The sequence below is a fragment of the Polaribacter reichenbachii genome (genome assembly GCF_001975665.1).
GTDB classification, from domain to species: Bacteria; Bacteroidota; Bacteroidia; order Flavobacteriales; family Flavobacteriaceae; genus Polaribacter; species Polaribacter reichenbachii.
The window spans coordinates 4,021,700-4,047,311 of record NZ_CP019419.1 but is presented as its reverse complement, the minus strand read 5'-3'; the positions used below and the strand labels follow the sequence as shown (position 1 = coordinate 4,047,311).

The 25,612-nt window shown below is 29.5% G+C and carries 21 protein-coding genes; 18 read left to right on the top strand and 3 right to left on the bottom strand.

All coding sequences use genetic code 11. The features are described 5' to 3' along the window. Positions 1-24: 24 nt before the first annotated feature. Both BW723_RS17295 and BW723_RS17290 read right to left on the bottom strand, forming a co-directional pair. Entirely contained in the window at positions 25-2,742 is a 2,718-nt protein-coding gene (locus BW723_RS17295) for a T9SS type B sorting domain-containing protein (protein ID WP_068359597.1), read from the bottom strand. 6 nt (positions 2,743-2,748) lie between these two features. Further along, the gene (locus tag BW723_RS17290; RefSeq protein WP_076686443.1) at positions 2,749-7,218 is read right to left on the bottom strand and encodes a T9SS type B sorting domain-containing protein; all 4,470 of its coding nucleotides are present in this window, start codon (positions 7,216-7,218) and stop codon (positions 2,749-2,751) included. Positions 7,219-7,463: 245 nt separating this feature from the next. Between BW723_RS17290 and BW723_RS17285 the strand changes: the two genes are divergently transcribed. The 9 genes from BW723_RS17285 (at position 7,464) to BW723_RS17245 (ending at position 17,743) form a co-directional block, all read left to right on the top strand. Continuing rightward, on the top strand, positions 7,464-8,807 hold the full coding sequence (locus BW723_RS17285; RefSeq protein ID WP_068359378.1) for a microtubule-binding protein: 1,344 nt from the start codon (positions 7,464-7,466) through the stop codon (positions 8,805-8,807). Between the two features lie 170 nt (positions 8,808-8,977). After that, complete coding sequence (locus BW723_RS17280) at positions 8,978-9,526, top strand: hypothetical protein (RefSeq protein ID WP_068359377.1); 549 nt, start codon at positions 8,978-8,980, stop codon at positions 9,524-9,526. Positions 9,527-9,529: 3 nt separating this feature from the next. After that, positions 9,530-10,573, top strand: coding sequence for a hypothetical protein (locus tag BW723_RS17275; RefSeq protein ID WP_068359376.1), 1,044 nt, complete (start codon positions 9,530-9,532; stop codon positions 10,571-10,573). A 69-nt stretch (positions 10,574-10,642) separates the two neighbouring features. Next, positions 10,643-12,604, top strand: coding sequence for an AAA family ATPase (locus BW723_RS17270; protein ID WP_068359374.1), 1,962 nt, complete (start codon positions 10,643-10,645; stop codon positions 12,602-12,604). Positions 12,605-12,610: 6 nt separating this feature from the next. Beyond that, the gene (locus BW723_RS17265; protein WP_068359372.1) at positions 12,611-13,378 is read left to right on the top strand and encodes a YwqG family protein; all 768 of its coding nucleotides are present in this window, start codon (positions 12,611-12,613) and stop codon (positions 13,376-13,378) included. A gap of 11 nt (positions 13,379-13,389) precedes the next feature. Continuing rightward, positions 13,390-13,983 (top strand): NUDIX domain-containing protein, encoded by a 594-nt coding sequence (locus tag BW723_RS17260; RefSeq protein WP_068359389.1) that lies wholly within the window; start codon positions 13,390-13,392, stop codon positions 13,981-13,983. Next, positions 13,983-15,218, top strand: a complete 1,236-nt coding sequence (locus tag BW723_RS17255; RefSeq protein ID WP_068359369.1) for a DUF6638 family protein — start codon at positions 13,983-13,985, stop codon at positions 15,216-15,218. Before BW723_RS17260 ends, BW723_RS17255 begins: the two co-directional genes overlap by 1 nt. 248 nt (positions 15,219-15,466) lie before the next feature. Then, positions 15,467-15,991 carry a hypothetical protein gene (locus BW723_RS17250; RefSeq protein ID WP_068359367.1) on the top strand — a complete coding sequence of 175 codons (525 nt, stop codon included), beginning with the start codon at positions 15,467-15,469 and terminating at the stop codon, positions 15,989-15,991. A 63-nt stretch (positions 15,992-16,054) separates the two neighbouring features. Then, positions 16,055-17,743, top strand: coding sequence for a hypothetical protein (locus BW723_RS17245; RefSeq protein WP_068359386.1), 1,689 nt, complete (start codon positions 16,055-16,057; stop codon positions 17,741-17,743). A gap of 79 nt (positions 17,744-17,822) precedes the next feature. Here BW723_RS17245 and BW723_RS17240 read toward each other — a convergent pair whose 3' ends face one another. Next, positions 17,823-18,389, bottom strand: a complete 567-nt coding sequence (locus tag BW723_RS17240; protein WP_068359366.1) for a PAS domain-containing protein — start codon at positions 18,387-18,389, stop codon at positions 17,823-17,825. Between the two features lie 218 nt (positions 18,390-18,607). Here BW723_RS17240 and BW723_RS17235 point away from each other — a divergent pair, with 218 nt between their 5' ends. The 9 genes from BW723_RS17235 to BW723_RS17195 all read left to right on the top strand — a co-directional run bounded on the left by BW723_RS17235 (position 18,608) and on the right by BW723_RS17195 (position 25,518). Beyond that, positions 18,608-18,964, top strand: a complete 357-nt coding sequence (locus BW723_RS17235) for a DoxX family protein (RefSeq protein WP_068359364.1) — start codon at positions 18,608-18,610, stop codon at positions 18,962-18,964. Further along, the gene (locus BW723_RS17230) at positions 18,964-19,365 is read left to right on the top strand and encodes an OsmC family protein (protein ID WP_068359362.1); all 402 of its coding nucleotides are present in this window, start codon (positions 18,964-18,966) and stop codon (positions 19,363-19,365) included. The genes BW723_RS17235 and BW723_RS17230 overlap by 1 nt, the downstream gene beginning before the upstream one ends. 141 nt (positions 19,366-19,506) lie before the next feature. Beyond that, positions 19,507-20,040 carry an NADPH-dependent FMN reductase gene (locus tag BW723_RS17225; RefSeq protein WP_068359361.1) on the top strand — a complete coding sequence of 178 codons (534 nt, stop codon included), beginning with the start codon at positions 19,507-19,509 and terminating at the stop codon, positions 20,038-20,040. A 2-nt stretch (positions 20,041-20,042) separates the two neighbouring features. Next, a complete protein-coding gene (locus tag BW723_RS17220; RefSeq protein ID WP_068359360.1) occupies positions 20,043-20,291 on the top strand; it encodes a glutaredoxin family protein in 249 nt (82 codons plus the stop codon). Positions 20,292-20,370: 79 nt separating this feature from the next. Then, the gene (locus tag BW723_RS17215) at positions 20,371-20,808 is read left to right on the top strand and encodes a MarR family winged helix-turn-helix transcriptional regulator (RefSeq protein WP_068359359.1); all 438 of its coding nucleotides are present in this window, start codon (positions 20,371-20,373) and stop codon (positions 20,806-20,808) included. Between the two features lie 106 nt (positions 20,809-20,914). Continuing rightward, positions 20,915-21,784, top strand: a complete 870-nt coding sequence (locus BW723_RS17210) for a pirin family protein (RefSeq protein WP_068359357.1) — start codon at positions 20,915-20,917, stop codon at positions 21,782-21,784. A 159-nt stretch (positions 21,785-21,943) separates the two neighbouring features. Beyond that, positions 21,944-22,651 (top strand): pirin family protein, encoded by a 708-nt coding sequence (locus tag BW723_RS17205; RefSeq protein WP_068359356.1) that lies wholly within the window; start codon positions 21,944-21,946, stop codon positions 22,649-22,651. 246 nt (positions 22,652-22,897) lie between these two features. After that, entirely contained in the window at positions 22,898-24,922 is a 2,025-nt protein-coding gene (locus BW723_RS17200; protein ID WP_068359355.1) for an NADPH-dependent 2,4-dienoyl-CoA reductase, read from the top strand. Positions 24,923-25,056: 134 nt separating this feature from the next. Beyond that, positions 25,057-25,518 carry a hypothetical protein gene (locus tag BW723_RS17195; RefSeq protein ID WP_139059088.1) on the top strand — a complete coding sequence of 154 codons (462 nt, stop codon included), beginning with the start codon at positions 25,057-25,059 and terminating at the stop codon, positions 25,516-25,518. Positions 25,519-25,612: the final 94 nt, after the last annotated feature.

Genomic DNA, 25,612 nt, shown 5'->3' with positions numbered 1-25,612 from the left:
TTGGTGTTTTTTTATGGTTAAAAGTTAGTTTCGAATTAAACTAAAATTACCAGCTTCTTCAATTAAATTATTATCCTTATCAACAATTTCTGCTCTAAACCAATAGTTGTTAGAGATTAAGTTTTTACCATTATAAGTACCATCCCAACCTAAGGAATTAAAATCTGATATGGTACCAATAACTTTTCCATATCTATCAAAGATCATTACACTTATCGACTTAAATTCATTGGCATCTATTCCTCTAATATTCCAATAGTCATTATCACCATCACCATTAGGTGTAAAGAATTTTTTAAAACCTATTACAGTTATATCAGCTTCAACAGGTTGCTCGCAAGTATTCGTATCTCTAATGTAAATTGTTCTTAAACCAGGTTCGACGTTAGTAAATGTATAAGAAGTTGAATTTCCGCTAAAATTGATGTTATCTAAAGAAAATTCATAGTTACTATTTCCATTTATATAAACTTCAATAATATTATTGGTTTCATCTTCAGTATTTACTATAATATTATCAAAAATGGGTTTATCAGGATTTACAACTGTAAAAGTTTTAGTATTAGAACAAAGTAAACCATTTTCTGATTTGTAAACTGTTAATGAAAATTCACCTACAGAATCTAATGTAAAATCTTGATTTATACTTATAATTTCATTTGCACTATTTCTCCATTCAAAACGTTCGTTTATACTATCTGCAGAAATAATTACTGGCGGTTTTACACTAGGGTCGAAACAGATGGTGTAACTATCATCAATATTAATTTTAGGTTCAGTATTTACAATTAAATTTATAGGTTCTATTCCTCCACAACCTAAAGAAGTATCTGCTCTTACCCAGATTGTTGTTGTAGGAGAAACAAAATTAAGCATCCTTAACTCATTTCTATCTGTTTGTGCACTATTTGAATCTGGATAAAATCGAAGGTTTGTAGTTGTTGGTATACCTAAATTAGTTCTTATTTCTTCTTCTTTAAGTTCTAAGCTAAAACTTCCATTTAAGCCATCATTAGGCAAAGAGCAAGAATACATATCAGAAATACTTTCTAACTCAACAAACAAAGATTCTATAGTAAATTCTGCCAAGCTAGAACAGCCATAACTATTAATCATATTCGCATAAATAGTTTGTGGATTACTGATATTGGTATAATCTTCTGGATCTGCAATAGGATTATCATTTAAATAATCTGCATAACTTTCATAGTAATAAATTTCCAGTCTACTGCCAAAAGGAGTTATATCATTACTAATAGTTGTTAAATTAAAACTATCTGTACCATTATTATCAAAATCGCACTGAATAATTTTTTGATCGCTAATTACTTCTGGTGGAGCGTAAATATTAATGTTTTTATCTACAGTTATTTGTCTGTTATTAATGGTAATTGTTGCAGTAACTTTATATTGACCAGGTGAAGTATATAAGTGTTCAGGATAAATTTCTAAAGATGTTGTACCATCTCCAAAATCCCATTCTGCAGCAGTAATGTTTGCATAAGTATCTACTTCAAAAAAAAGATTATTGTTTATACAATCATTTTCAGTTAAAATTCTTGTTCTAAAATAAGATTGAACAAAGTTTGGTAAACCTAAGATAGATTCTGCTGTTAATAAATCAACTGCGTTTTCATTAAACGTAGCTAAAGTTTTATCTGATGTTTTTGGTGGTACTATTTGACTTAAATAGTTACCCCCTTTAGTTTCACTGCTAGATGTTGTTACGTAGATATTCCCATCACTAGCTAATTGCATATAATTTCCATTTGCAAAAGCATCAATATTGTCTGTAACATTAACAACCTGTCTATCATCTAAATCATCAGTTTTAAATTGAAAAATGGTATTTTCTCCTTTAGTTTCGTTTATAGATTCTGCATAGATGTGTTTTGAATCTTGCGAAAATTCAATTCCGTGTACAGTTGGAAATGGTCTTGGAGGAAAAAAACCTTCTAAAACACTTATAAATTTTGTAGAGGTTATGCGCCCAGTTTCATTATTAAAATTTGCAAACAAAGCTGTAGAATTGTTGCTCATTGCAATATAATTTCCATTAGGAGAGATTTTTAATGCGCCATTATTTTCTTGAGCAGCAATTGATATCTGGGATGTTTCTGGAGTTCTATTAACTCCTTTTTCATCTACCTTATATGCATAAAATGTATTATAATTAATACTAGAGTTATTTTCTTTTCCAAAACTTACCACCCAAAAATTTTTACCATCTTTAGCATGTACAGCTGTAAGTTTTTCGGATGCTAAAGAAGTTAATGCCGTATTTTTTTTAGTTACTGCACCTAAACCTCCGTTTTTAGATAAATCTATTGTAGAAAAATAAAGACCTGGAAGAATTGCAGTTCCTAAAGGAGGCGAATCGTTAGTAACTTTTAAAGTAAAAAGATAATATAAGTTTTCATTCTCTGGATTTGGAATAATAACACAACTTTGCAATACTTCATCATCACTTGCTAATAATGCTCCATTTTGCATTCCGAAATGATTTTTATTAAATACATAAACACCATCTGTATAAAATAATAAGTTACCATTTTTATCAGAAATTGAGGTACTACCTTTTGGTGTAAATAGATTACCATCATTAATAGTTACAGGTTTACCGTTTGCAAAACTTATGCTAGCTTCATTACCAAAATACCAATTATCAGTCTCTCTTTGTCCGTAAGTAAAATAAGTTATAAATAAACAGAGTAGAACGAATGTTGGTCTTTTGTATAGCATATTTTTTTATTTTCTCATTAGAGAGAAATTTCCTTTTTTATTAATAATTGGTCTGCCTGAATTTTCAGGCGGTACAAGTGTAATATTGTACCAATAATCATCAGATGGTAATAGTTTACCTTGGTACATACCATTCCAACCTTGGCTGTCTATTGGTTCTTGTGCCACTAATTTACCATATCTATTAAAAATATTGATACTCGCATTCGGATAAAATGTTTTATTTGCCCCTTTTACTACCCAAGTATCATTATAACCGTCTGCATTTGGTGTAAAATATTTAGGAAACTGAATTACAGAAACTTCTAAAGTTGTATCAGGAGAACAACCATTTTTATCATTTACAATGATGGTGTAAATTCCGCCTTCTAAATTCTCGAAAAGAGGATCATCTTGAAAGCCAATCATTGGTGTTCTTTCGTTGTTTTCTGTTGTGTTTATTATTGCAAATTGATAATCTCCAGGACCTAAATCGTTATTGATAACATCAATATAAATCGATAAATTATCTTCACTACTAATGTTGTTAGATTCATCAATAATTGTTATAAAACTGTTTTCTAAAGTAGCAATGTTAGATGCGTTTACTTCAATGGTTTCTGTTCTTTCACAAAAAGTTCCATTGGTTGTAGTTGCAGTAACTGTGTATTTACCAGCAGTTGTTACATCAATATTATCTACAGAAGTAGCGTTTAAAGTGTTTCCATTTTCATCTTTCCAAATATAAGTGTAAACATCTCTAGGACTTTCTACTGCTATATTTAATGGTAAATCATTTAAACATAAAATTTGTGGAGTAGTTACCATAAAATCTGGTAGAGGATTCACAATTACATCAAAAGTAGCATCATCATTTACACAAAGTGTTTGTTTGTTTTGAATACGAACATAAAAAGTTTCTGTTGTATTTGTATTTTGATAAGGAGAAACCACAGGATCATTACCAGAAGTAGCATCCGCTTGCGATTTATGAAAGGTAACCCAAAAATCATTCGGACTTTGAGAAGCGCCTAAAATTTCTGTTATTTTACTATCTAAATCGATGTTTTGTACTATTCCATTGGCATCATCACCATCTAATTCGTCATCACAATAGGCTAAGTTTGTGGGTTGCTCAAAGGTTGGTTCTGGATTTACAATTACATCAAAATTAGAAATTCCGTTAACACACATCGAATTTGTGTTTAAAATACGAACATAAATGGTTTCTCTATCGATAGTATTATTTGTGTATGGGGAAACTAAAGGCAGATTTCCAGATTGAGCATCAGCCAAAGAACGATGATACGTTACAATGTGAATATTTGGATCTTGAGTACCTAAAATACCAGCAGTTTGCGATTCTAAATCAATAGATTGCGAAAAACCATTTCTTGCAGAACCATCAGAATTGTCATCACAAACTTCTAAATCATTCACAAAATTGGCAATTGGCACAGGATTTACAATTACATTAAAAGAAGTGTGATCTGTAAAACAACCAGTTGTATTATTTGTAACACGCACATAAATTGGTTGAGAATCACGAACTGTGTTCTCAAAAGGAGAAATAAGTTCGTTAATTCCTGCATTGGCATCAGTTTCAGAATCGTGATAGGTTACAGTAAAATCCGCAGCATTTTGACCGTTTAAAATGGCTGTAGTTTGTGATTCTAAATCAAAATATTGTACAATTCCGTTTGCAGTATCACCATCTAAAACGTCATCACATAATTCTAAATCTGGTGCTGTAGCTGCAGTAGGTACTAAATTTGTTTTTAGGTATAACTCTCCTATACCTGAACAGTTATTATTGTTTTTGTTAGTTATCTTAAAATAGATTGTTTGTCTTGTAATATTAGAAGGGTAGTTGATGTTTCTATAATTAGAAATATCAGCAATAGCATTTATTACAGCTGTTCTGTCTGCTGTTGTTTCGTAATATGAGACCTCTAAATCAGGTTGTAATGCAGGTGGGAAAAATGCTAATATTTCTGTATTAGCAACACTAAAATCAAAATTAGTAATTCCATCAGTATCATCGTTTAAAGCACCATCTGTTCCATCTTTTTGTAAAAAATCATCACAAACAGCAGGAAACTCTTTATAGTAAGCAACATCTGCAGAAGCTTCTACAGATAGATTTATTTTAGAAATACGATAACAATTTTGATCAGAAATTATTCTAACCCAAGCCTCACCAGTTTGGTTTACAGGATAACGTAGTTTATCTGCAACTTCAGGAGATCCTGAAATTGCATCTGCTTCAGTTGCAAAATATTTAAAAGTTTCATTTTGATAATTGATAGAAATACTAATCTCAGCTTCAGTTAGATTTATTGTAGAAACTCTATCTAAATCATCATCACATTGTAATAAATCTACTTCTAGGTTAGTATTTGGTAATGCATCTACAATTAATTCTAAGCTTGTATTGGCATCATAACAACCAATATTGTCTTTATTTTCTACTCTAATATATAGAGTTTTTGAGTTAGTAACTGAATAATTTGAGTCTTTATCAACAATAGTTGTAATATCATTATTTTCTGCTCCAATTTGAGTTGTATGATAACTTATATTGTATTGAGCACTGTTTAAAGAACCTAAAATTTCAGCATCTCTAGTGTTTAATAAAAAGGTATTTATAATTCCATCAGTGTCACTAGAGCTTTCTGTATTATCACAAATTCGATAAGGTTCTGGTTGTGTTGGTGATGGGTAATCTGTTACTGCTAAAATAAAATCAGTAATTGCAAAACAAGCATCTATAGCATTAGTATTTTGAACTCTAACATAAATAGTTTCAGAAGAAAACGCAGTAGGATTACTGTAAGGATTTGGTAAAGGATTATTACCAGTATTGGCATCGTCTAAGGTGTTAAAGTATAAAACATCAAAAATAGTAGGGTCTAAACCACCTAAAATTTCTGAGTTTAAATCCGCTTGAAAATCAAACTTATTAAAACCATTTCTATCAGTATCACAAAAATAAATATCATTAGGTTTGTTTGCAGCTGCAGTTTCAAAAACTTCTACATTAAAAGTTCCATTATATTGAGTAACTACACCACAATCATCTGTTAATTCTATTTTTAAAGTATACTCACCTGCATTAGAAGGTTGAATGTTGGTTAATACTAAACTTCCAGGATTAGTTGTAGGTGTAATATCCGTAGGCGGATTAATACCATCGTTAAACGTCCAACTATAGGTAGCTCCAGTTCCAGCAATATCTTCAGAAATAATGGTTTTATCTTGACCAATACAAAATTGTGCATCTGTATTATTAATAGAAATATTAGTATCAGCATCTAAAATTTCGATTGGTAATAATAATGATGATATAAAAGGAGGTAAACCTTGAGCAGTAAGTCTACCATTTAAATGTATTGCATTTTCGGTGTAAATTATTTTATCTGCGTCTTCATCTGGATTTTCTATAACATCTAGAAAAAATGAATCAGGAATAGATGCATATATTTTTCCATCAGGCGCTAATTGTAGAGAACCTCTAAATCCATTTCTATTGGCAATTGTCTTTTTACTTGCAGCAATATTACTGCTCTCTAAATCAAATTGAAAAACAGAAAAACTGCCATTATAACTAGAAGCATATAGCTTGTTAGACTGTGGTGAAAAAGAAACACCATAAGGTGATTCTCCTGAAAATCGTGTAATTAATGTTTCTGACGAAAACTGATCTACTTTACCAGTAGCATTATCAAAATCAAATAAAACTAAGCTACCAGTAATACTATTACCAGATGCATTATAATCTGCAAATGCAATTTTTTTTCCATTTGGAGATACTTGTAAATATCCTCTTTTATCTGATGCAGTAAAGTTAACTTTACTTGTTATTATATTGTTTATATCTACACCTGCATCCGTAACCTTATAACTATAAAAAGTATCTACTGCAAAAGAAACTACCCAATAAACGTTACAATCAGCACCCTTAACTGCAGCTACTTTTTCAGACCAATTATTACTCATATTAATATTGGTATCTGGGTTAATGGCTAAATCAGTTGGACCTCTAGTTATTTCTCCTAAACCTCTATTTTTAGACATATCTATAGTATAAAAATTAAAACCAGGATTTGGGTTGTTAGCATTACCTACATAATCTGTACCAACAGTAAATAAATAATAAATTGTGGTAGAGCCAGGTTTAGGTATAATCATACCAGATTGTGTACTAGAAGGATTTCCTTTTAAATTGTTTGCTGATGTACCATTAGAATAGGTCATTAAACGATGCTCTTTCGTATAAACACTAATACCATCAGAATAGAATAGCAATTCACCACTAGGAGAAGAGAAAGAAGAACAGCCTTCATCTGTGTTTATTTGGCCATCTGTAAGTGCTGTTGGCGGACTTGTACTAAAATCTAAACCGGCATTTTGACCAAAATACCAAAAGTTAGCTTCTTTTTGAGAGAATGCATTAATCGTAAAAATAAATATAAAAAAAAGTAATAATTTCTTCATTTAAGAATTTTAGAAATAAAGGATGTCAAATATATTTAAAAACTATTGAAAAATATTTTTTTTAACAATGTTAAATACTAATGATTTTAAAGTTTAAGCAATATTTTTCTTAAAAAAGTAAAAATAATTGTAACAAAACTTAAATTTTGACAACATATATTTAGTGATAATATTATTTCTTTTACTAAAAAAAAATAACGAAATTGCTTGTCTAAAAATTGTTCAACCTTAAAAACTAAAAAAATATGTCTGATGATTTTGATTTATTAGAAACTAATTCTGCTGAAAAAACTGAAAAGGTAGATGTAAATTGGGGTAAAGCTGTAGATACTATGAAATCTAAGTTAGCACAAGAAGATGACCCTCAACAACGTCAAAAAATTCTAAATGCTACTTTAGATGATGTTGTACATATGGCAGAAAAAGATAGAACTACACTTTTAGATGCTATTAAAGATTTAACAGACTATCAAGATGAAGTTGGTATTATGTTCGAAAAATTTTCTGCTTTAAATCCAACAGAACAAAAAGTTATAGACGATGCTCAAAAAGAATTAGAAAGAGCAAGAATTGAATTAGAAGACGCACAAAATAAACCAGATACTTGGTGGAATAACCTCTGGGGTAGAAAATCGAAGATTAAAAAAGAAGAAGTTGAGTTTGCAGCAGCAGAAAAAATTAGAGCAGGAGCTGATAATAAAGCAAAAGCAATGTTTCAGCAACGTATAGAAAGTGCAGATATTCAAACTTTATTAAGTGAGCTTTCTTATAAATCTCAAGCAGCAGTTAGTCGTTTAAAAAACAGAGAAGTAGAAATTAGGGAAGTAGAAGAAAAGTTAAAAACAGCTATTGTAGAAGCTTCTAAAAACCATACCAAAGCTTTAGAAAAGAAGAAAGAAATAGAAGGTAAGTTAGAAGAACAATATGCTTTATTAAAACAATCTCGTCAAGAATTAGATGAAATTGCAGACAAGCAATCTACAGAATATTCAGAAGCAATTGGTAAAGTAACCACTTTAGAGCAAAAAGTAGAAGAGCTAGAAGGGCTTAAAAATGCCTACACAACTTTAGCTGCGTCAAAAGATAGTTTTGTGCATAAACACAATTTAACAATTAAAGTTTTGACGTCTTTACGCTCTAATTTACAGACACATAGAGCAAAATTAAAGTCGGATACTGAAGAGCGATTAAAGTATTATGATGGTTATGTAGTTGCCTTAAAAGCAAGAACAGATCAAGAATTTGCAGCTATTTTAGAGCAATTAGGTGTAAAAACTGATGAGCACATAGGTGCAACTTTAGCGTCAATGCATTCTGCAAGTGCTAGAGCTCGTCAAGAAATGATGGACAATATACCTGTTCACGAAAAAGTGATGAAAGGTGTGTATAGCACATATGCAGAAGCGTTACAAGAAATTAGAGAAAAAGACGGAGATATTCAAAAGAACTTTGCTGACAGATATGGAATTGATATGAAAGAGATTTTCGAAGATTATTACAAAGCAGATAAAGAAACTCCAACTTTAGAAGATAATCCTACACCAGAAGCTCCAAAAAAAGAAGTTTCTGATGATGATATGTTAAGCTAATTTTAAAAAAAAATAATTGGTAGGGCGTTTCCCTGATGAAAAATCAGGGTCAGGCTTTCCGTTATATCTTTTTTCTGAAAAAGAAAAAAGGATGCCATTTCAATCCTTAACGCAGGCTTATTTAAAATGATAGTTCACTGTAAATAGCTAAAAGAATATCAAATTAGATTATGGAAGAGTTTTTAAGAAAAATTAAGCTAATTGACAATTTTTCAATTTCATTAAATACAAATAAAAATGATTTTGTTACTGCTTTGAGAAAGCACGCAGATGAAGATGATATTGATAATCTTTTATCTAGTGCTTTTGAAATTTTCTCATCCAGTAAAAATATTTTTAAGGGTAGAGCAAATCACTTTGGTTTTAAAATAAGGAAACGTAAAAGGTTTTTCGATAGACAATTTGGTTTTGCAAAAGCTATAGGAAATTATAGAGAAAAAGATGATAAATTAATAGTTACTGGACAAATAAAATCTTGGAATAATTTTATGTATTTCTTTTTGGGTTTTGCAATTTTAATTTATACGGTTTTTATAATTAGCTTTACTTTTAATGCTGGTTCTTTTGATGATGGAAGTTATATTGCAATTCCATTTATAATTATTCACGCTGCTTTTATGTTTGGTATTCCGTATTTTGCAATGAGGAGTGGTTTAAAAAAACTGAAACGAGATTTAGAAAGAGAATTTCACTTTATTGTTAGTAAAAATAACCATTAATAAATGATAACAACTCCCTTAGATTCTGCTGTTTTAAACACCAAAGAACAATACGTTTTTTATCATAAAATGGTAGATTTTGTTTTAAAAGAAATCATTGTAAGAATTCAGCAAGAGCAATTATGTAGCCAACAAGAAATTGTGTTTTTTAAGCAATATTCAGATTTACTTTTATATTCTATTGAGGCAATGCGTATTAAATATATGTATGATGAAGAAGATAATATGAAAGTAGATTTAACAGATTCTGGATTTCCTAATTATTTGGAATTTAGATATTTGTATAATGATTTAGAACTAAGAAAACAGTATTTAGATAAACTTGTAGATACTTCTGTTTTAAAAGAACAGTTTTTAGATACACTTTTAAGAAAGAAGCAACCCATCAAAAAAACAGAATTATTTAAAGCATCATCAATAATTTATTACACATCCGTAGAAAGACAATTCATTTTCAATCGTTTTGTACAAGGTAAAATTTTAGAGGCTCCAAAAGATGCAAATCACGATTATGTAACCAGCTGGAGTTTCTACGATGTGAGTCATAACAGGCCATTTATCTGTTTTATGTATTTTAATTACGATGGAAATAATGCAATTAAGGATAAAGAAAAAATTTATCAAACTTTAAAAGAAAGTGCAGATAGAGAAATGTCTTTAGATACAATGGCTTATAATATTGATAGAAAATTAATAGGAATTCAACCAAAACACATAAAAAGAATAGATCTTGGACCTTTACACAATGTTTTTGCTAAGGATGAAAATCTTATTACACACGCAATTTTAGGCGGAATTTCAAGCAAAACAGTTTCTTTAGAATCTTATGCTGTTTCATTAACTATTGATGAAGTTTTTTCTGGAGATACATTTACAGAAGGCGGATTTTTCTCAAAACAGACAATGCAAAAATGGAGCGATGTTATCAAACAAAAATACCTTTTTGCACCACATAGAATTATTCAACTTTTGCACAATCAAATTCCTAGATCACTAGATAATTTAGCAAAAGAACCTATTCAAATGGCCGATTTAAAAGTTAAGTGAAATTAGAAAAGAATTACAATATTAGTAAGTGGCTAACAGCCAAAATCAAATTGCTAAAAGCTAAAAACAATGGAACACAATTCAACTTTTCCTATAAAACAAAATGAATTAGATGTACTTCGTGATGAAGCTACAGATTATATAAAATCCGTTCAATGGGAGCAAGGTAATAAAGCAAAAAGTAGAGAAAAAGATGCTAAAGACGATTCTATTTTGCTGTATTTATCAAGAGCAAATAATGGAAGCAATGTAGAAATCACATCAGTTTCTAAAACAATTTTAGCATTAAAAAAACGATTATTACCAGATTCAATTGCAATTCCTGTACATTTAAATCAGACTTTATTTACTGTGCAAGAAGGCTTAACTTTAGGAATTTGGATTAAAGATTCTTATTATGATGCGTCAGGTTTATCCTCTTTAAATGAGCGTAAATCTGCATTAAATTCACCCCAAAAAAGAGAGTTTGAAAGTAAATTACAAACAGCAACTGCATTTCAATTATTTGCAACAGCGTATAAAATTTTACACGATTTAAAACCAGTGGCTTCAGATGATTTATCTGTAATGAAACAAAAGTTTGCAGGTATTCCAGAAGTTTCTTTTTTATCACCTTTAAAAGGAATTGCGTGTACATTATTTTATTTTGATAAATATCTTGGGCATCCAGAAATCATAAAATCAGATAAAGATGTTATCGATTTTACAGTGGTATATTTTGAGGCTTTAATTGATGAAATTCAGTTGCGTAAAAGTAGTTTAGAATATACAGAAACAATTGTTGATAGAACCTACAAATTAGAGAATTCAGACTTTGCAGTTTCTGGTTGGGAAAATGTTTTTCAAGGAACAGCAAAAAGTGTCGAGTTTAATAAAATTCAGTTTGAGCAAATTGTAGGGAATAAAGATGCCAAACATTTTGCACGTAGATTAACAGAAAGAATGTTGAGTTACGATTTTGAAGCACAGAAAAACCCGTTTCAAGAATTAGGTGGATTTATGCCAGTTTTTATGGGATATGGAATTCCAGGAACAGGAAAATCGATGTTAATTGCAGCCATTGCAACTCGCTTAAAAGAACATTGTGACAATTTGGATATTCCGTTTTTATTTCATCCAATGCCAGATACGTTAATTTCTACGTTTCAAGGTGGTTCTGCAGAAAAAATGGTAGAATGGATGAAGCCAATGCAAGACCCAACAAAAATTATTTTTGCACCAATTGATGATGCCGAAAACAATTTACAAGAAAGAACTGCACAAGGAGTTTCTGCTGGAGTTAAAGAAGTGATTGGTGTTTTCTTACGTTACACAGAAGGCGCTTACGCCGTAAATTATGGAAATTCTTCTGTAGGTTTATTTACAAACTTACCAGAAATGTTGGACAAGGCTGTAATTTCTAGAATTCAAGGTAGATTTAAGATTGATGGAGCAAGAACTGAGCACGATTTTCTAGATCAAGATTATATCTGGTGGAAGAAATTTGAAAAAACAATGCCAGATTTTGTGAATATGCAAAACCCAAAAAACTACGATTTTTTAAAAGATCAAGGTTTAACAAAAAGTATGGGCGAAATTCTAAATGCCATAGAAAAACCATCAGAAGCAAGAGTTTTAGAAGCTTATGATATTGCAACACAGAAACACAAAACCAACGAACATTCGTTTTTTGCAAGTTTGTACAAAGAAATTCAAAAGATATTTCCTTTCTTTTCATCAAGAGATGTTAGAAATATTCAGAGTGCAATTTCATTGCGATTAACAGATTTTGATTTAGAGCAAGATTGGTTTGAAAATCCTGAAATGTATTTCAAGAAAGATTATGAAACCAAGTTTAATATGTTGCAAGAATTGATGAAAGCCAATATGAAAGGTTTAGATTTTTCTGAAATTAGAAGACAAGAAGTGGTACGTTATTTAGACAATGTTGCAACTATTGCAGATACCGATTTTAAACGTAAAGTTGATGCAAGAGTAAATCAATTAAATATAGATTTAGAAGCGAGAGAGCAATTTGAAAAAAGAAAGTAACAGTTTATGATTCCAAAATTTCTTAAGAAATACGAAGAAGCACTTAAAAAGTATGAAAGAGAGTTTGTTAAAATTAATGCCAAACCCATTAAATGTGAGCTTCTAAAAGATAGTTTAAGTATAAGAGAAAGTAAGTTTCTAGGTAAACCTTTTTTACCTTTAGATAAAGAATATCCAAAAGACAAAAAGGGTAACCCAATGATTATGATTGCTCAATTAAATTTTGAAGAAATTCCAAATTTAGAGAATTTTCCTAAAGAGGGGCTTTTACAACTTTTTTTATCACCTTTTGATTGGTATGAAGAAGGTTTTAAAATATTTTTTCATTCAAAAAAAGATTTAGAAAAAGAACATTTAACAGATTTTTCTTTTTTAAATGAATCTTATTATGAAGAATCTCCTGTTTTTAAAATTCACAAATTAACTTTTGAAAAATCAATTGATAAGGGTAATTCCGAAGATTTACAATTTGATTTTTCATTTGATGGACTTCCTTATTGGGAGTTTGAGGATACATTAGCAGAAGTTGAAAGAAATGATTTGTTCGATTTTTTTACTTGTGAAAGCCATAAAATTGGAGGTTATGCAGATTTTACTCAATCAGATCCTAGAGATTGTGAAGGAAATAATGTTGACGATATTCAATTATTGCAAATTGATTCTGAAGATGATATTATGTTTGGAGATAGTGGTTTAGGTCATATTTTTATTAATAAGAAAAGTTTATTAGAAAAAGATTTTTCTAAAGCTTATTTTTATTGGGATTGTTGTTAAAAAATAAAAAAATGGAAACTAAAAAGAAAATAAATAATGTCTCATCAACCGTAAAATCTAGTGGTTGGGGAAAATTAGAAGACATTAATTTCGATTATACATTTGAAAGTGGTACATCAAAAAATCTAACTTTCGAGATTTATGGTAAAAGTGATGGAATTGGGATTTTGTTATACAATCCTAAAAAAAACACAGTAATTTTATCAAAACAATTTCGAGTTCCTGTGTATGTTCACGGAATTTCTGACGGATTTTCTATTGAAGTTGTTGGTGGTGCTATTGATGAAAATGAATCTCCAGAAAGTGCTGCAATTCGAGAAACTGAAGAAGAAGTTGGTTATAAAATAGATAACGTTAAAAGAATAAGTACGGTTTTTTTATCACCAGGAATTGTAAACGAAAAAGTACATCTCTTTATTGGTGAATATGCTGATGAAAACAAAACAGAAAATGGTGGAGGAGTTATCGCAGAAGATGAAGAAATAGAAGTGTTAGAAACAGAATTTTCAGACGCTTTAAAAATGATTGAAACCGAGGAAATTATTGATGCAAGAACAATTATGTTGTTGCAATATTTACAGATTAATAAGTTATTAAAGTATTAATGGATAAATTAATCAAAGCCAATTTATACAGAAACGAACTAATTCCCATTAGCGGAAAATTAGTAGAACGTTATAATAAATGTTTGGTAAAATTAGGTTTTACAAAAACCAAATTAACTTCATTTTCTATAGACGGAATTGGTTGGAGCCCAGAAATTGCAGAAGAAAAAGACGAGGTGTTTTATTTAAATAACGGAGAAGCAAATCCGCACGCAATTATAATTACACCATTGCAAAAAGGATTACCAATTTACAATCCTTTTCATTCTTTTGATGTAGAATTAATGAAATTGGTGTTTAGAAAACACGCTAAAAAAATTCAGAATATAACTAGAGATTCTGCACTTTGTATTGATTTTGATCAAAATATTGATGTTTTTTATGAGCCTTTAGATGTTTTAAAATATCAAGACGTAGAAATTAAATTTCATTTAATTGATAATTTACATAAAGCAAAAGAAGAACAGTTAAAACTGATAGAAACCTTTCATAAAGACAATAATTTTGTTGATGAAAACCTGCATCAAAAACTTTTAAAATCAGCAAAAAAATATGGCGATTTAAGAGAAAGAGACATTAATTTAGAATCTATTATTTATACATCAGATTCTTTTTATACCAAGGCATTTGGAGGTATTTATTTGTTGAGAAATTTTATTACTCCAATTTTAGTTTTCGAAAACAAAGAAGCATATAAAGAAGCTATTAACGATACTACTTATGATGTTTTAATGTTTCATATATCTCAACCAGAATTGGTTACTCAATTAAGAGATCATGTAATTATTGAATGCGATTTAGCAAAAGAAGTTACATCAAAAAGATATGATAGAATTAAGAAATTTATTTTCGGAGAAGCATTAAAAGAAACACAACATCCTGTAAATGATATTTTAAAAGACAAAATGTTATTTAAAAGTTATTTGAATAAAGTGGATATAAAAACACGAAAAAAGATTATGAGTGTAGAGCGATATTTGGAGAAAAAACAGATGAATCCAGATATTAAAATTAAGGATATTGTAGATGAAGAATTTTATTTTTCGTTACATAAACCACATTCATCATTAAGACCAAATCATCAAGATTTAATTTGGAAATTGCTGATTAATATAGCTCCAAAAGATGTGTTGTTTTGGTATTGGTATGACAAAGAAGATTTTTATAAGAATTTTAAAACTTGGCAAGAATCTAAAAAAGATTGGGTAGTGGAAACGATTATAAGTGGGTTTTAGGTTAGAATTTATATGATATAAGTTTAATTAGAAAAATGAAGTTGGAAATAGAAAATTGTATATTTATCAAAAGAAAATAATAAGGATTCACATCCTGAAAGGTTTCAAAAACCTTGTAGGTATAATATTATACCATAGTTTTATGCTAACTAAAACCTATTGATTTATAAGTTAAGTCTTAAAATATTAAATAAAAAAATAAACAAACCAACAAGGTTTTAAAAACCTTGCAGGATAAATAAAAAAATATGACACTAGAACTCATAATTTTCATAGCATCCATTTTATTTGGAGCCGTTATTTTCTGGAGAGAATCTCAAGGAAATGGAGTATATCGTTTTTTTAATAAATTGATGAACTCGAAAGAATTGCAAATGCAAGCAACAGATAAAAAAGGATTTGTCTACCAACAATCATTTTTACTTAGGTTGGTTTTTATTACAGCTTTTTTTTTAATAGTGATTTTAATTACACGTATTTTAATTCCTATTGATTTAGCAACAATTTCATTATTTGCCTCAATGATTTTCGGAACTTTAATTGGTACTTATGTTGCCGGTTTTGTTTTTAAATCATCAGCAGTTATAGAAGAGCAATCAGAATCTTTAGAAGATAAATTTCAAGATGCAATTGAAAAAGGAAAAGATTTTATAGAAGATTTGCAAAATAAAGAACCACAAGCTGTAGAAAAAGCCAAAGAAGAAATAAAGCAATCTAAAGAACAAGAGAAAAGCGCCAGAGAACGTTTAAAAGATAAAGGATTTTTGAAATAAAAAACCTTTATTTGGTTATTTTCAGAAAAAAAAATAGTGTATACGTGGCAAAAAATTAAAAAAATGATAAAAACATATTGGAACAAAGGTTTAAAACAAAAAAGAAATGTAATACTATTATCAATATTGGTAATAGGATTGTTGTTTTTTTTAAGAGACGATTATCAACCTGCATTATTATTTTTTAGAAAATATATCTTTATTATAATTTTAGGTTTTACAGTTTTATTCTTCGGATTAAGAAGGTTTAGAAAATCAGCAAAAACTGGTAGTAGAATTGGTGTTTTGTTTTTCTTAGCCTTGTTTTTCGGAGCAATTTATTACATAGGTTTTCATTCTAAGATGTACAATTATATGCAAACCTATAATGTTTTTAACGATTTAAACAGAATAGAAATTGTAGAGTTGCCATTAACCCAAAACGAAAGAATTCAGCCATTAAGAAACATCTTTTCTATGGCAAACGAATCTGTAGGTGAAACGAAAGATGTTTCTTTACCGCATTTGGTGAGAGTAGATGATTCTAATCAATGGACAATGGCAATTCAGCCAACAGAAAAATATTATTGGCAAGGTTTAAAAGACAATACAGAAGAGGTTTTTTCAGTGTCAAGTACAACACCTTTTCCTCGTTTTTCATCAGAAAATAGAATTCCGGTAACTTTTTCAATTGGTGAATCTCTAAAATTTAGTAGAAATACATACAATGCAGTTGTGCAACGTTTAAATCCTTGGATGCTGTTCAACTATGAACCAAGTGACACCTATTATATGAAAAATGATAAAGGTGCTTGGGTTGAGGTTGTGAGTTTAATAAAATGGAAAGGTTTCTTTTTTCCATATCCAACTTTTGGTGGAGTAATGGTTATCGAAAATGGAGAACATACTTTTTCTGATTATTTAGAAAGAATTACCATTGGTAAAGGAGAATATATTTCACCAGATGAAATGAAAAATCATCAATTTTTAACAAGACAAAATACATTAGCAGAAAAAGTGTCGCGTTTACAAGCAGAAAGTTTAAAGTTTTTAGCAGGTTTTTCAGACCCATTACCTTGGAATATGAAAACTGCAGTTAAAATTCCAGATTTGGCAGACGATCAAAATCAGCAACCTTTTGTAACCGATTTCGATTTTTCTGATACCAAAACAGGGGCTTACAGTGGTTTGTATCATTGGTTTGGTTTAGAGCCAGTTGGTTCAGAAAGAACCAGTTTAACCTTTAGTGTTTTTATACCTGCAGATGGTACAAATGCTTTATATTTTTACGATCACGCTTCAAAAAAAGAAGGTTATGCAGGTGTTTCTGCAATGCCTTTAAAGGTAATTGAATCTAGAAAAGAGTACGATTGGTCAGTAAACAAACCTGTAGAATTTAGGCCTTATATTAAAAAAATTGCGGGGAGAAAACGTATGTTTTTCTTAAGTACAATATCAGCAATAAAGAAAGAAAACTCACAGTTTGATGGTTCTGCAACACCAGATTTAGCATTAATTGATAGTGAATACAGAGATGTAGTTTGGATTGATGCAAAACACCCAAGCAAATGGAATGAAGAGGTTTATTTACAATTAAATGAAGCTTGGAGAAGTAGCGAAAATCAGAATATTTATTTTGAAAAGGAGAAAACAATTTTAGAGCAAAACAGAGCAATATTAGATTCTATTCAGTTGTTATCTAATCAACAGAAAAAGATTCAAGAAATACAAAGATTACAAAAGCAGATAGATTCTATAAAAATGAATAATTAATTTTTTTATAGAAATCTTGAGCTTTTTTTTTATAAAGTACTAGTAGTGATTAGTTGTGTAAATTATTTCTTATAATAATTTACACAACTTGTTTCTCAAAGGCAATATAATGGGTTGTATGTTCATTGTAAAGAGGGATAATCTTTATTTCACATTTATAATTAGATTTATCTTTTCGTTGGTTTATTATAAAATCTTTAAAAGGTTTGTTGAGTGCAATCTTTTTCTTAACCCTTTTTTTTGTTTCTAAAGAAGTATTATTTCCTTGTAAAAATCTTGGATTTTTGTTAATTGCAAATGATTTTGAGTAGCCTGTCATAAAAGTAAAACCTTCGTTTACCCAAATAATATTTTGGTTTTTATCGGTAATAATTAAGGCTTCGTATTCGTTTTCTGAAAAAGCTTGTTTTAGGTTGTTTTGCCAATTAAATTGTTTAGCAAAGGAAAGTACTTGTTGTAGCTCAGTTTTCTTTTTGGCTTCATCTATTCTTTTTTGATAATCTAGAGTAAATAAATCCCAAGATATTAAAGGCATTACCTTTAATTTTTGAGTTGAAAACTTATGTTTGATTTCTTCATATTCCTTATCACTTAAATTGGATAGGTAAATATCTAATGAACTCATTTTAGAAATATTATTCTTCATATTTTAGTTTTTATCAAAATTGTTTTCAATTCTTTGAGGGGTTTTGCCATTAATTATAACACCCAAAATTAGGGAAATTAGTATTTAATGTTAGAATAATATCAAGAAAAATTCTTTATAATAATTAAAATTAATTCCATATAATTCCTTGGATATATTTTCCTTGGTAAATAAAATTTATTATTGTAACTTTGTATTAATTTTAAAATCAATCTATAATGAAAGCAACTAAAATTATTTATTATGTTTCTACAGGTTTACTAACTGTGCTAATGCTTTTTTCAGTGGGTATGTATTTTTTTAATTATGATGAAGTATCAGTAATGTTTCAAGGATTTGGGTATCCAACATATATTATTTATCCATATGCAGTAGCAAAGTTATTAGGTTTAGTAGCTATATGGTTTGTGAGTAATAAATCTCTAAAAGATTGGGCCTACTCAGCCTTCTTTTTTGCTTTTATTTTAGCATTTTTTGCACACGTTATGATTAATGATGGAGAACAAACAGGTGCATTAATTGCAATGATTTTATTAATAACATCATATTTTACGTATAAAAAATTACAAGCTTAATGGAAAAATCATCAGAAGTAGTTTTAACAAATAAAAATTATTTAGCAGAAGCAAAAACCAGAAATCATTTTTTAACTATTGATGAACCTGTTGTTTCTGGTGGAGATAATAATGGGCCAACACCTGTAGAATATTTACTGTCAGCTGTTGGAGGTTGTGTTTCAATTACTTTAAGAATGTACGTAGAAAGAAAAGGTTGGGATGTTGGAAAAATAAAAGTAATTGTTTCTCAAAAAGAAGCACAAACCGCTACTGGAATTAAAAAGTGGTTAGAAGAAGATATTTCTTTCGAAAAAGAAGTAACAGAAGAACAAAGAAAAAGATTATTAACGATTGCAGGTAAATGTCCTGTGGCCAAAATGATAAAAGGTGAAACTTTGATAGAAACTAGTATTCAGTAAATCAGTCTTCAGTTGGCAGTCCAATTTTTCAGTTTATCACTATTAAATATTAACTGTATAAGACTAGTTTTCAGTATTTCAGTTCGAGTGATTTTTCTTTTTGGAAAAATTGTATCGAGAACAATTTAAAAACAAAATAAAATGAAAAAAATATTAGCATTTGCAGGTAGTACAAGTTCTACTTCAATCAATAAACAATTAGCAACTTTTGCAGCAGAAAATTTAGAAAATACTTCTTTTGATATTGTAGATTTAAGAGATTTTAATTTCCCTGTTTATAGCACAGATGAAGAACAAAATGGTTTCCCAGAAGATGCAAAAAAGTTCAACGAATTATTAAATAATTACGATGGCTTTATTCTTTCTTTAGCAGAACACAATGGTTCCTATTCAGCTGCCTTTAAAAATATTTTTGATTGGAGCTCAAGATTAGAAGTAAATGTTTTTAGAGAAAAACCATTATTATTAATGGCAACTTCTCCTGGAGGAATGGGAGGTAGGTTTGTGTTAGCAGCAGCAGAGCAAAGGTTTCCAAGACAAGGCGCAAAAACAATTACCACTTTTTCTTTACCAAGCTTTTACGATAATTTTAAAGAAGGTAAATTAATTAACGAAGAACTTTTAGCAGCTTTAAAATCAAAAGTGGTGGAGTTTGAAAATAATGTAAATCAATAATTATGAAGATAGTTTTATACGGAAAAGCAGGACACGCGTATACTGTTGCTTTTAAAAATTTCTTAAATTCAACAGATGTTCCTTACACTTATAAAGATATTTCTAAAGATGTTGAAGCTAGAGAACACAGCAAAGAATTATACAATGGAGTTGCAAAATATCCAACGTTGTTTGTAGATGATAAAGTGTTTTTAACACCAACAACAGAAGAGTTTAATAAAATAATGCAAGATTTAAAGTTGAGAGCGTAACAAGTTTGAAGCTTGAAGCAGGATGTTAGGTGTTTGGAATTAAACACCAAACATACTCACCAAACACCAAACATAAAATATGGGAGACATTTCAAAAGACATCAACAGTAATTTTAAGAGCGAGAAATTAAAGGCTTTTATCAATATAAAATACACATCTAATTGGTTAAGCAGTCAAGAGAATGAGTTTTTTAAACCTTATGGAATTTCGCCTCAACAATACAATATTTTACGAATTTTAAGAGGTGCAAAAGATAAAATTAAGGTGCAAATTGTAAAAGATAGAATGATAGAAAGAGCACCAAATGCAACTCGTTTAATGGATAAATTATGCGATAAAAATCTTATTGAAAGAGAACGTTGTGAACACGATAGAAGAGTAGTTTTTGTAAAAATAACCACTCAAGGTTTAGAATTATTATCTACTATAGATGTAAATGGTAATCTTTCTTTTTTAGATAATTTATCAGATGAAGAAGCAATAACTTTAAGCAATCTATTAGATAAATTAAGATAGAAAAAATTTGCACTATTATTTTCCACGGAAAATAAAAACTAAGAATTCTCAGTTCTTCTGATTTCGATTTTATATCAGAATTTTCAAGAACAAAAAACTTAAAACAATGAAAACTTATAAAACCATACAAAAAATAGTTGCAAGTTCTCTTGTAAATATGGGAGCTATAAAATTGCGTCAACCATTACCAACACAAGGTTTAGAGAATGTAGATCCGTTTTTGTTGTTACATCATTATGGTCCTTATGCAATTTCAGAATTCAATAATCCTTTCGATTTAGGGCCACATCCTCATAGAGGTTTCGAGCCAATTACTTTATTGTTTAAAGGCGAGCAATTGCACAAAGATTCTTTAGGAAATGAAATGGTTGTGAAAGCTGGTGGTGTTCAATGGACAACTGCAGGTAGAGGAATTATCCACGCAGAAGCTCCAACCAAAGAATTTGTGAAAAAAGGTGGCGATTTAGAAGGAATTCAGTTGTGGTTAAATTTGCCAGCAAAGCACAAAATGATGACACCTCATTACCAACATTTAGAAGAAAATCAAATTCCGAAGTTGTTTACACAAGATAAAAAAGTGCAATTAAATATTGTTGCAGGTCATCAAAAAGAACAAACTGGTTTTATAAAAACGCAAACCGCAGTCAATGTTTTTACAGCAAATGCAGATGCAAACGGAACAATGGATATTGATATTCCAGAAAATCATCAATCTTTAATTTATTTGTTAGATGGTGAGATTTTGGTCAATAATTCTCAGATTTTAAAAAAAGGAGAAAATCAGATGATTGTGTTTCATCAAGATGGAAATACAATTCAGTTTAAAGCGCATCAAAAAAGTACATTATTAATTCTTTCAGGTGAGCCTATCAATGAAAAGATTACACAATATGGACCTTATGTAATGAATACTCAAACCGAAATTTTAGAAGCGATGCGTGATTATCAGCAAGGAAAAATGGGGTATTTATATTAATTAAATTTTTGGATAAATAGATTTTTAGGTGTTTAGAAAAGTCTTATTCTAACAATCTAACAATCTAACAATCTAACAATCTAACAATCTAACAATCTAAAAAACACAAATTATTAAAATAGACCCTGAAACAAGTTCAGGGTATTAAACAAGTTTAATATGAAAAAAACAATTCACAAATCAGATACAAGAGGTTTTGCCAATCATGGTTGGTTAAAATCGCATCATACTTTTAGTTTTGCCAATTACCAAAACTCAGAAAGAATGAATTTTGGAATGTTACGAGTATTAAATGATGATGTGGTACAACCAAAAATGGGTTTTGGTACACATCCTCATAAAAATATGGAAATTATTTCTATACCAATTTCTGGAGCACTTTCTCATAAAGATAGTATGAACAATCAACGTTCTATAGAAGTTGGTGAAGTACAAGTTATGAGTGCAGGTACAGGTTTAACACATTCAGAATTTAATGATAGTAAAACTGATGAGGTTAATTTTTTACAACTTTGGATAATTCCAGAACAACAAGAAGTTGAACCTTATTACAATCAAAAACATTTTGATATTACAGAACGTAATAATAGATTTCAGATTTTAGTTTCTCCAAAAGACAAGCAAATTAAAGGTTCTTTGCCTATAAATCAGCAAGCTTATTTATACCTAATAGACATGGATGAGAATTATTATACTGAATATGATCCAAAAAACGGAGTTTATTTTTTCTTAATTGATGGTGAAGTTGAAATTGCTGGTGAAAAGCTACAAAGTAGAGATGCAATTGGTATTGAAAATACTGATAAAGTAAAAATTAAAGCATTAAAAGCCAGTAAATTATTGGTAATTGATGTGCCAATGAATTAGAGATAAATTTACTTAGAATTCTTACTTTTCTGCCCCTTTAAATTTCTTGAATTATCTTTAATTCAGCATGAAGTTCGAAGATTTATAAACGTTAGTTTAGTGTAGTCGATTTATATTTTTAGCTGAAATAGCATTTGTATTTTTAATCAAAAATCATAATAGATATCAATACATTTATTATTGATGTATTTATTTTCTTATATTGCAAAGTATTATGCGTGCATAATAAATTATAATTTTAGTAATATGAAATACAAGCACATTTTTGAACCATTAGATTTAGGGTTTACAACTTTAAAAAATAGAATTTTAATGGGGTCTATGCATACTGGTTTAGAAGAAGAAAAAAACGGATTGGATAGAATAGCGGCATATTATGCAGAACGCGCTAAAGGTGGAGTAGGCTTAATAGTTACAGGAGGTATTTCCCCAAATATACAAGGTTGGACAGGGCCTTTTGCAGCAAGAATGTCTACAGAAAAACACGCTATTCATCATCAAAAAATTACAGAAGCTGTACATAAAGAAGGAGGTAAAATTTGTATGCAGATTTTGCATTCGGGTAGATATGGTTATCATCCTTTTAATGTGGCTCCATCAAAAATAAAATCGCCAATAACGCCTTTTAAACCTTTTAAATTAACAAAATCAGGAATTAAAAGAACCATTAGAGACTTTGTAAATTGTGCAGAATTATCGAGAATGGCAGGTTATGATGGTATAGAAATTATGGGTTCTGAAGGCTACTTAATTAATCAATTTATTGCAAAAAGAACCAATAAAAGAACCGATAATTGGGGTGGAGATTATGAAAATAGAATGCGTTTGCCTATCGAAATTGTAAAGCAAATTAGAGAATCTGTGGGTGAGAATTTTATCATAATTTACAGACTATCAATGTTAGATTTGGTAGAAAATGGAAGTTCTTGGGAAGAAATTGTACAATTAGGTAAAGCAATAGAAAAAGCTGGAGCAACAATTATTAACACAGGTATTGGTTGGCACGAATCTAGAATACCAACTATTGCAACTTCAGTGCCTAGAGCCGCTTTTACTTGGGTTACCAAAAAAATGAAAGAAGAAATCTCAATTCCTTTAATAACTTCTAACAGAATTAATATGCCAGAAACTGCAGATAAAGTTTTGGCAGAAGGTCATGCAGATATGATTTCTATGGCTCGCCCTTTTTTAGCAGATTCTGAATGGGTTAATAAAGCGAAAGCAGATAAAAGTGATGAAATAAATACTTGTATTGGTTGTAATCAGGCGTGTTTAGATCACGTTTTTCAACAAAAAGTTGCGAGTTGTTTGGTAAACCCTAGAGCTTGTCATGAAACGGAATTGGTTTATCATCCAACTAAAAACAAAAAGAAAATTGCAGTAATTGGTGCAGGGCCAGCAGGCTTGGCAGCTGCTACAATATCAGCAAAAAGAGGTCATGCTGTTACGTTATTTGATGCTGCTTCAGAAATTGGTGGTCAGTTTAATATGGCAAAGCAAATACCTGGTAAAGAAGAGTTTTATGAAACCATTCGTTATTTTAAAAAACAAATTGAATTGTATAATGTCGATTTAAAACTGAATACTAGAATATCAGAAAAAGATTTAGTAAATGCGGATTTTGATGAGATTATTTTGGCAACAGGAATTAAACCAAGGGCATTAAAAATTGAAGGAATTGATCACCCTAAAGTATTGAGTTATATCGATGTTTTAAAACATAAAAAAACAGTAGGTAAAAAAGTGGCAGTTATTGGTGCAGGTGGTATTGGTTTTGATGTTTCTGAATATTTATCGCATGAAGGCGAATCTACAGCGTTAAATATTGATGCTTGGTTAAAAGAATGGGGAATTGATAAATCTTTGAAAGCTAGAAGTGGCATAGAAGGCATAAAACCTGAGTATGAAGAATCACCAAGAGAAATATTTATGTTTAAAAGAAGCAAAGGTAAATTTGGTGGTAACTTAGGCAAAACTACAGGATGGATTCATAGATCTACTTTAAAAAAGAAAAAAGTTCAGTTTATTGGTGAAGTTACTTACAATAAAATTGATGATGAAGGCTTACATTATACCAAGAATAATGAACAAGTAATTTTAGATGTAGATCATGTAATTATTTGTGCAGGTCAAACACCATTTAAAGAATTATATCAACCTTTATTAGATTTAGGTAAAAGTGTACATGTAATTGGTGGTGCAGATTTTGCAAGCGAATTAGATGCAAAACGCGCTATAAACCAAGGCGCAAGATTGGCTGTAAAATTATAATCTGTCATAAAAATTAAATTAGATTTGCAAAACAAGTTTAAACAAAACATTATCTAATTATTTGTATAATTATTGAAATCACAAAATGAAAAATATTTTATTTATTACACTTTTACTCTTAAGTAATTTGTTTTATGCTCAACGCTCTAGAGGAGGTGGAAGCGGTTTTTGAAGTGGCGCCACAACAAAATGGACAAGGTAATGCAAGAGAGACAAAAGAATTTAAAGCAAGTGATGCGGCAGGGATTTTTTATTATGATACAGAAGAAGTAATTAAAAAAAATAAAGTTAAAGATGATAATTTAATTTTTAAAGTAAAAAAAGCTTTAAATAATTACAACTTTAAAATAAAAGAAATTGCTTTATTGAATTCTGAAAAGTTAAATAATTTAGATGTAGTAATGAGCTCTTTAAAAGATGTTCAACGTAACAATCTACAAAACAATAGTTCTGATAAAAGTCAGGAAATGAGGTCTAATATTGGTAAAATTTTAAGACCAATAAAAGAAGGAGTACAAATCAATGAAAAGGATTTAAACCAATTTTTAGAAGAAATTTTATCTGAAAAACAAAATAAAAAGTGGATAAAATATTAAAATAATATTAAAGAAAATCTACAGCCCAAAAGACCAGAAAGAAATCAGAACAATAATGGGCAAAGGCAAAGAGGAAATGGACAGCAAAGAAGGT

What these genes read in the sequence shown, in the direction of transcription:
- BW723_RS17265 (WP_068359372.1), top strand. Translation starts at nt 12,611, where the DNA reads ATGATTCCAAAATTTCTTAAGAAATACGAAGAAGCACTTAAAAAGTAT.
- BW723_RS17240 (WP_068359366.1), bottom strand. Translation starts at nt 18,389, where the DNA reads ATGAAGAATAATATTTCTAAAATGAGTTCATTAGATATTTACCTATCC.
- BW723_RS17205 (WP_068359356.1), top strand. Translation starts at nt 21,944, where the DNA reads ATGAAAAAAACAATTCACAAATCAGATACAAGAGGTTTTGCCAATCAT.
- BW723_RS17230 (WP_068359362.1), top strand. Translation starts at nt 18,964, where the DNA reads ATGGAAAAATCATCAGAAGTAGTTTTAACAAATAAAAATTATTTAGCA.
- BW723_RS17255 (WP_068359369.1), top strand. Translation starts at nt 13,983, where the DNA reads ATGGATAAATTAATCAAAGCCAATTTATACAGAAACGAACTAATTCCC.
- BW723_RS17245 (WP_068359386.1), top strand. Translation starts at nt 16,055, where the DNA reads ATGATAAAAACATATTGGAACAAAGGTTTAAAACAAAAAAGAAATGTA.
- BW723_RS17290 (WP_076686443.1), bottom strand. Translation starts at nt 7,218, where the DNA reads ATGAAGAAATTATTACTTTTTTTTATATTTATTTTTACGATTAATGCA.
- BW723_RS17225 (WP_068359361.1), top strand. Translation starts at nt 19,507, where the DNA reads ATGAAAAAAATATTAGCATTTGCAGGTAGTACAAGTTCTACTTCAATC.
- BW723_RS17295 (WP_068359597.1), bottom strand. Translation starts at nt 2,742, where the DNA reads ATGCTATACAAAAGACCAACATTCGTTCTACTCTGTTTATTTATAACT.
- BW723_RS17250 (WP_068359367.1), top strand. Translation starts at nt 15,467, where the DNA reads ATGACACTAGAACTCATAATTTTCATAGCATCCATTTTATTTGGAGCC.
- BW723_RS17200 (WP_068359355.1), top strand. Translation starts at nt 22,898, where the DNA reads ATGAAATACAAGCACATTTTTGAACCATTAGATTTAGGGTTTACAACT.
- BW723_RS17270 (WP_068359374.1), top strand. Translation starts at nt 10,643, where the DNA reads ATGGAACACAATTCAACTTTTCCTATAAAACAAAATGAATTAGATGTA.
- BW723_RS17195 (WP_139059088.1), top strand. Translation starts at nt 25,057, where the DNA reads ATGCTCAACGCTCTAGAGGAGGTGGAAGCGGTTTTTGAAGTGGCGCCA.
- BW723_RS17210 (WP_068359357.1), top strand. Translation starts at nt 20,915, where the DNA reads ATGAAAACTTATAAAACCATACAAAAAATAGTTGCAAGTTCTCTTGTA.
- BW723_RS17280 (WP_068359377.1), top strand. Translation starts at nt 8,978, where the DNA reads ATGGAAGAGTTTTTAAGAAAAATTAAGCTAATTGACAATTTTTCAATT.
- BW723_RS17235 (WP_068359364.1), top strand. Translation starts at nt 18,608, where the DNA reads ATGAAAGCAACTAAAATTATTTATTATGTTTCTACAGGTTTACTAACT.
- BW723_RS17260 (WP_068359389.1), top strand. Translation starts at nt 13,390, where the DNA reads ATGGAAACTAAAAAGAAAATAAATAATGTCTCATCAACCGTAAAATCT.
- BW723_RS17285 (WP_068359378.1), top strand. Translation starts at nt 7,464, where the DNA reads ATGTCTGATGATTTTGATTTATTAGAAACTAATTCTGCTGAAAAAACT.
- BW723_RS17215 (WP_068359359.1), top strand. Translation starts at nt 20,371, where the DNA reads ATGGGAGACATTTCAAAAGACATCAACAGTAATTTTAAGAGCGAGAAA.
- BW723_RS17275 (WP_068359376.1), top strand. Translation starts at nt 9,530, where the DNA reads ATGATAACAACTCCCTTAGATTCTGCTGTTTTAAACACCAAAGAACAA.
- BW723_RS17220 (WP_068359360.1), top strand. Translation starts at nt 20,043, where the DNA reads ATGAAGATAGTTTTATACGGAAAAGCAGGACACGCGTATACTGTTGCT.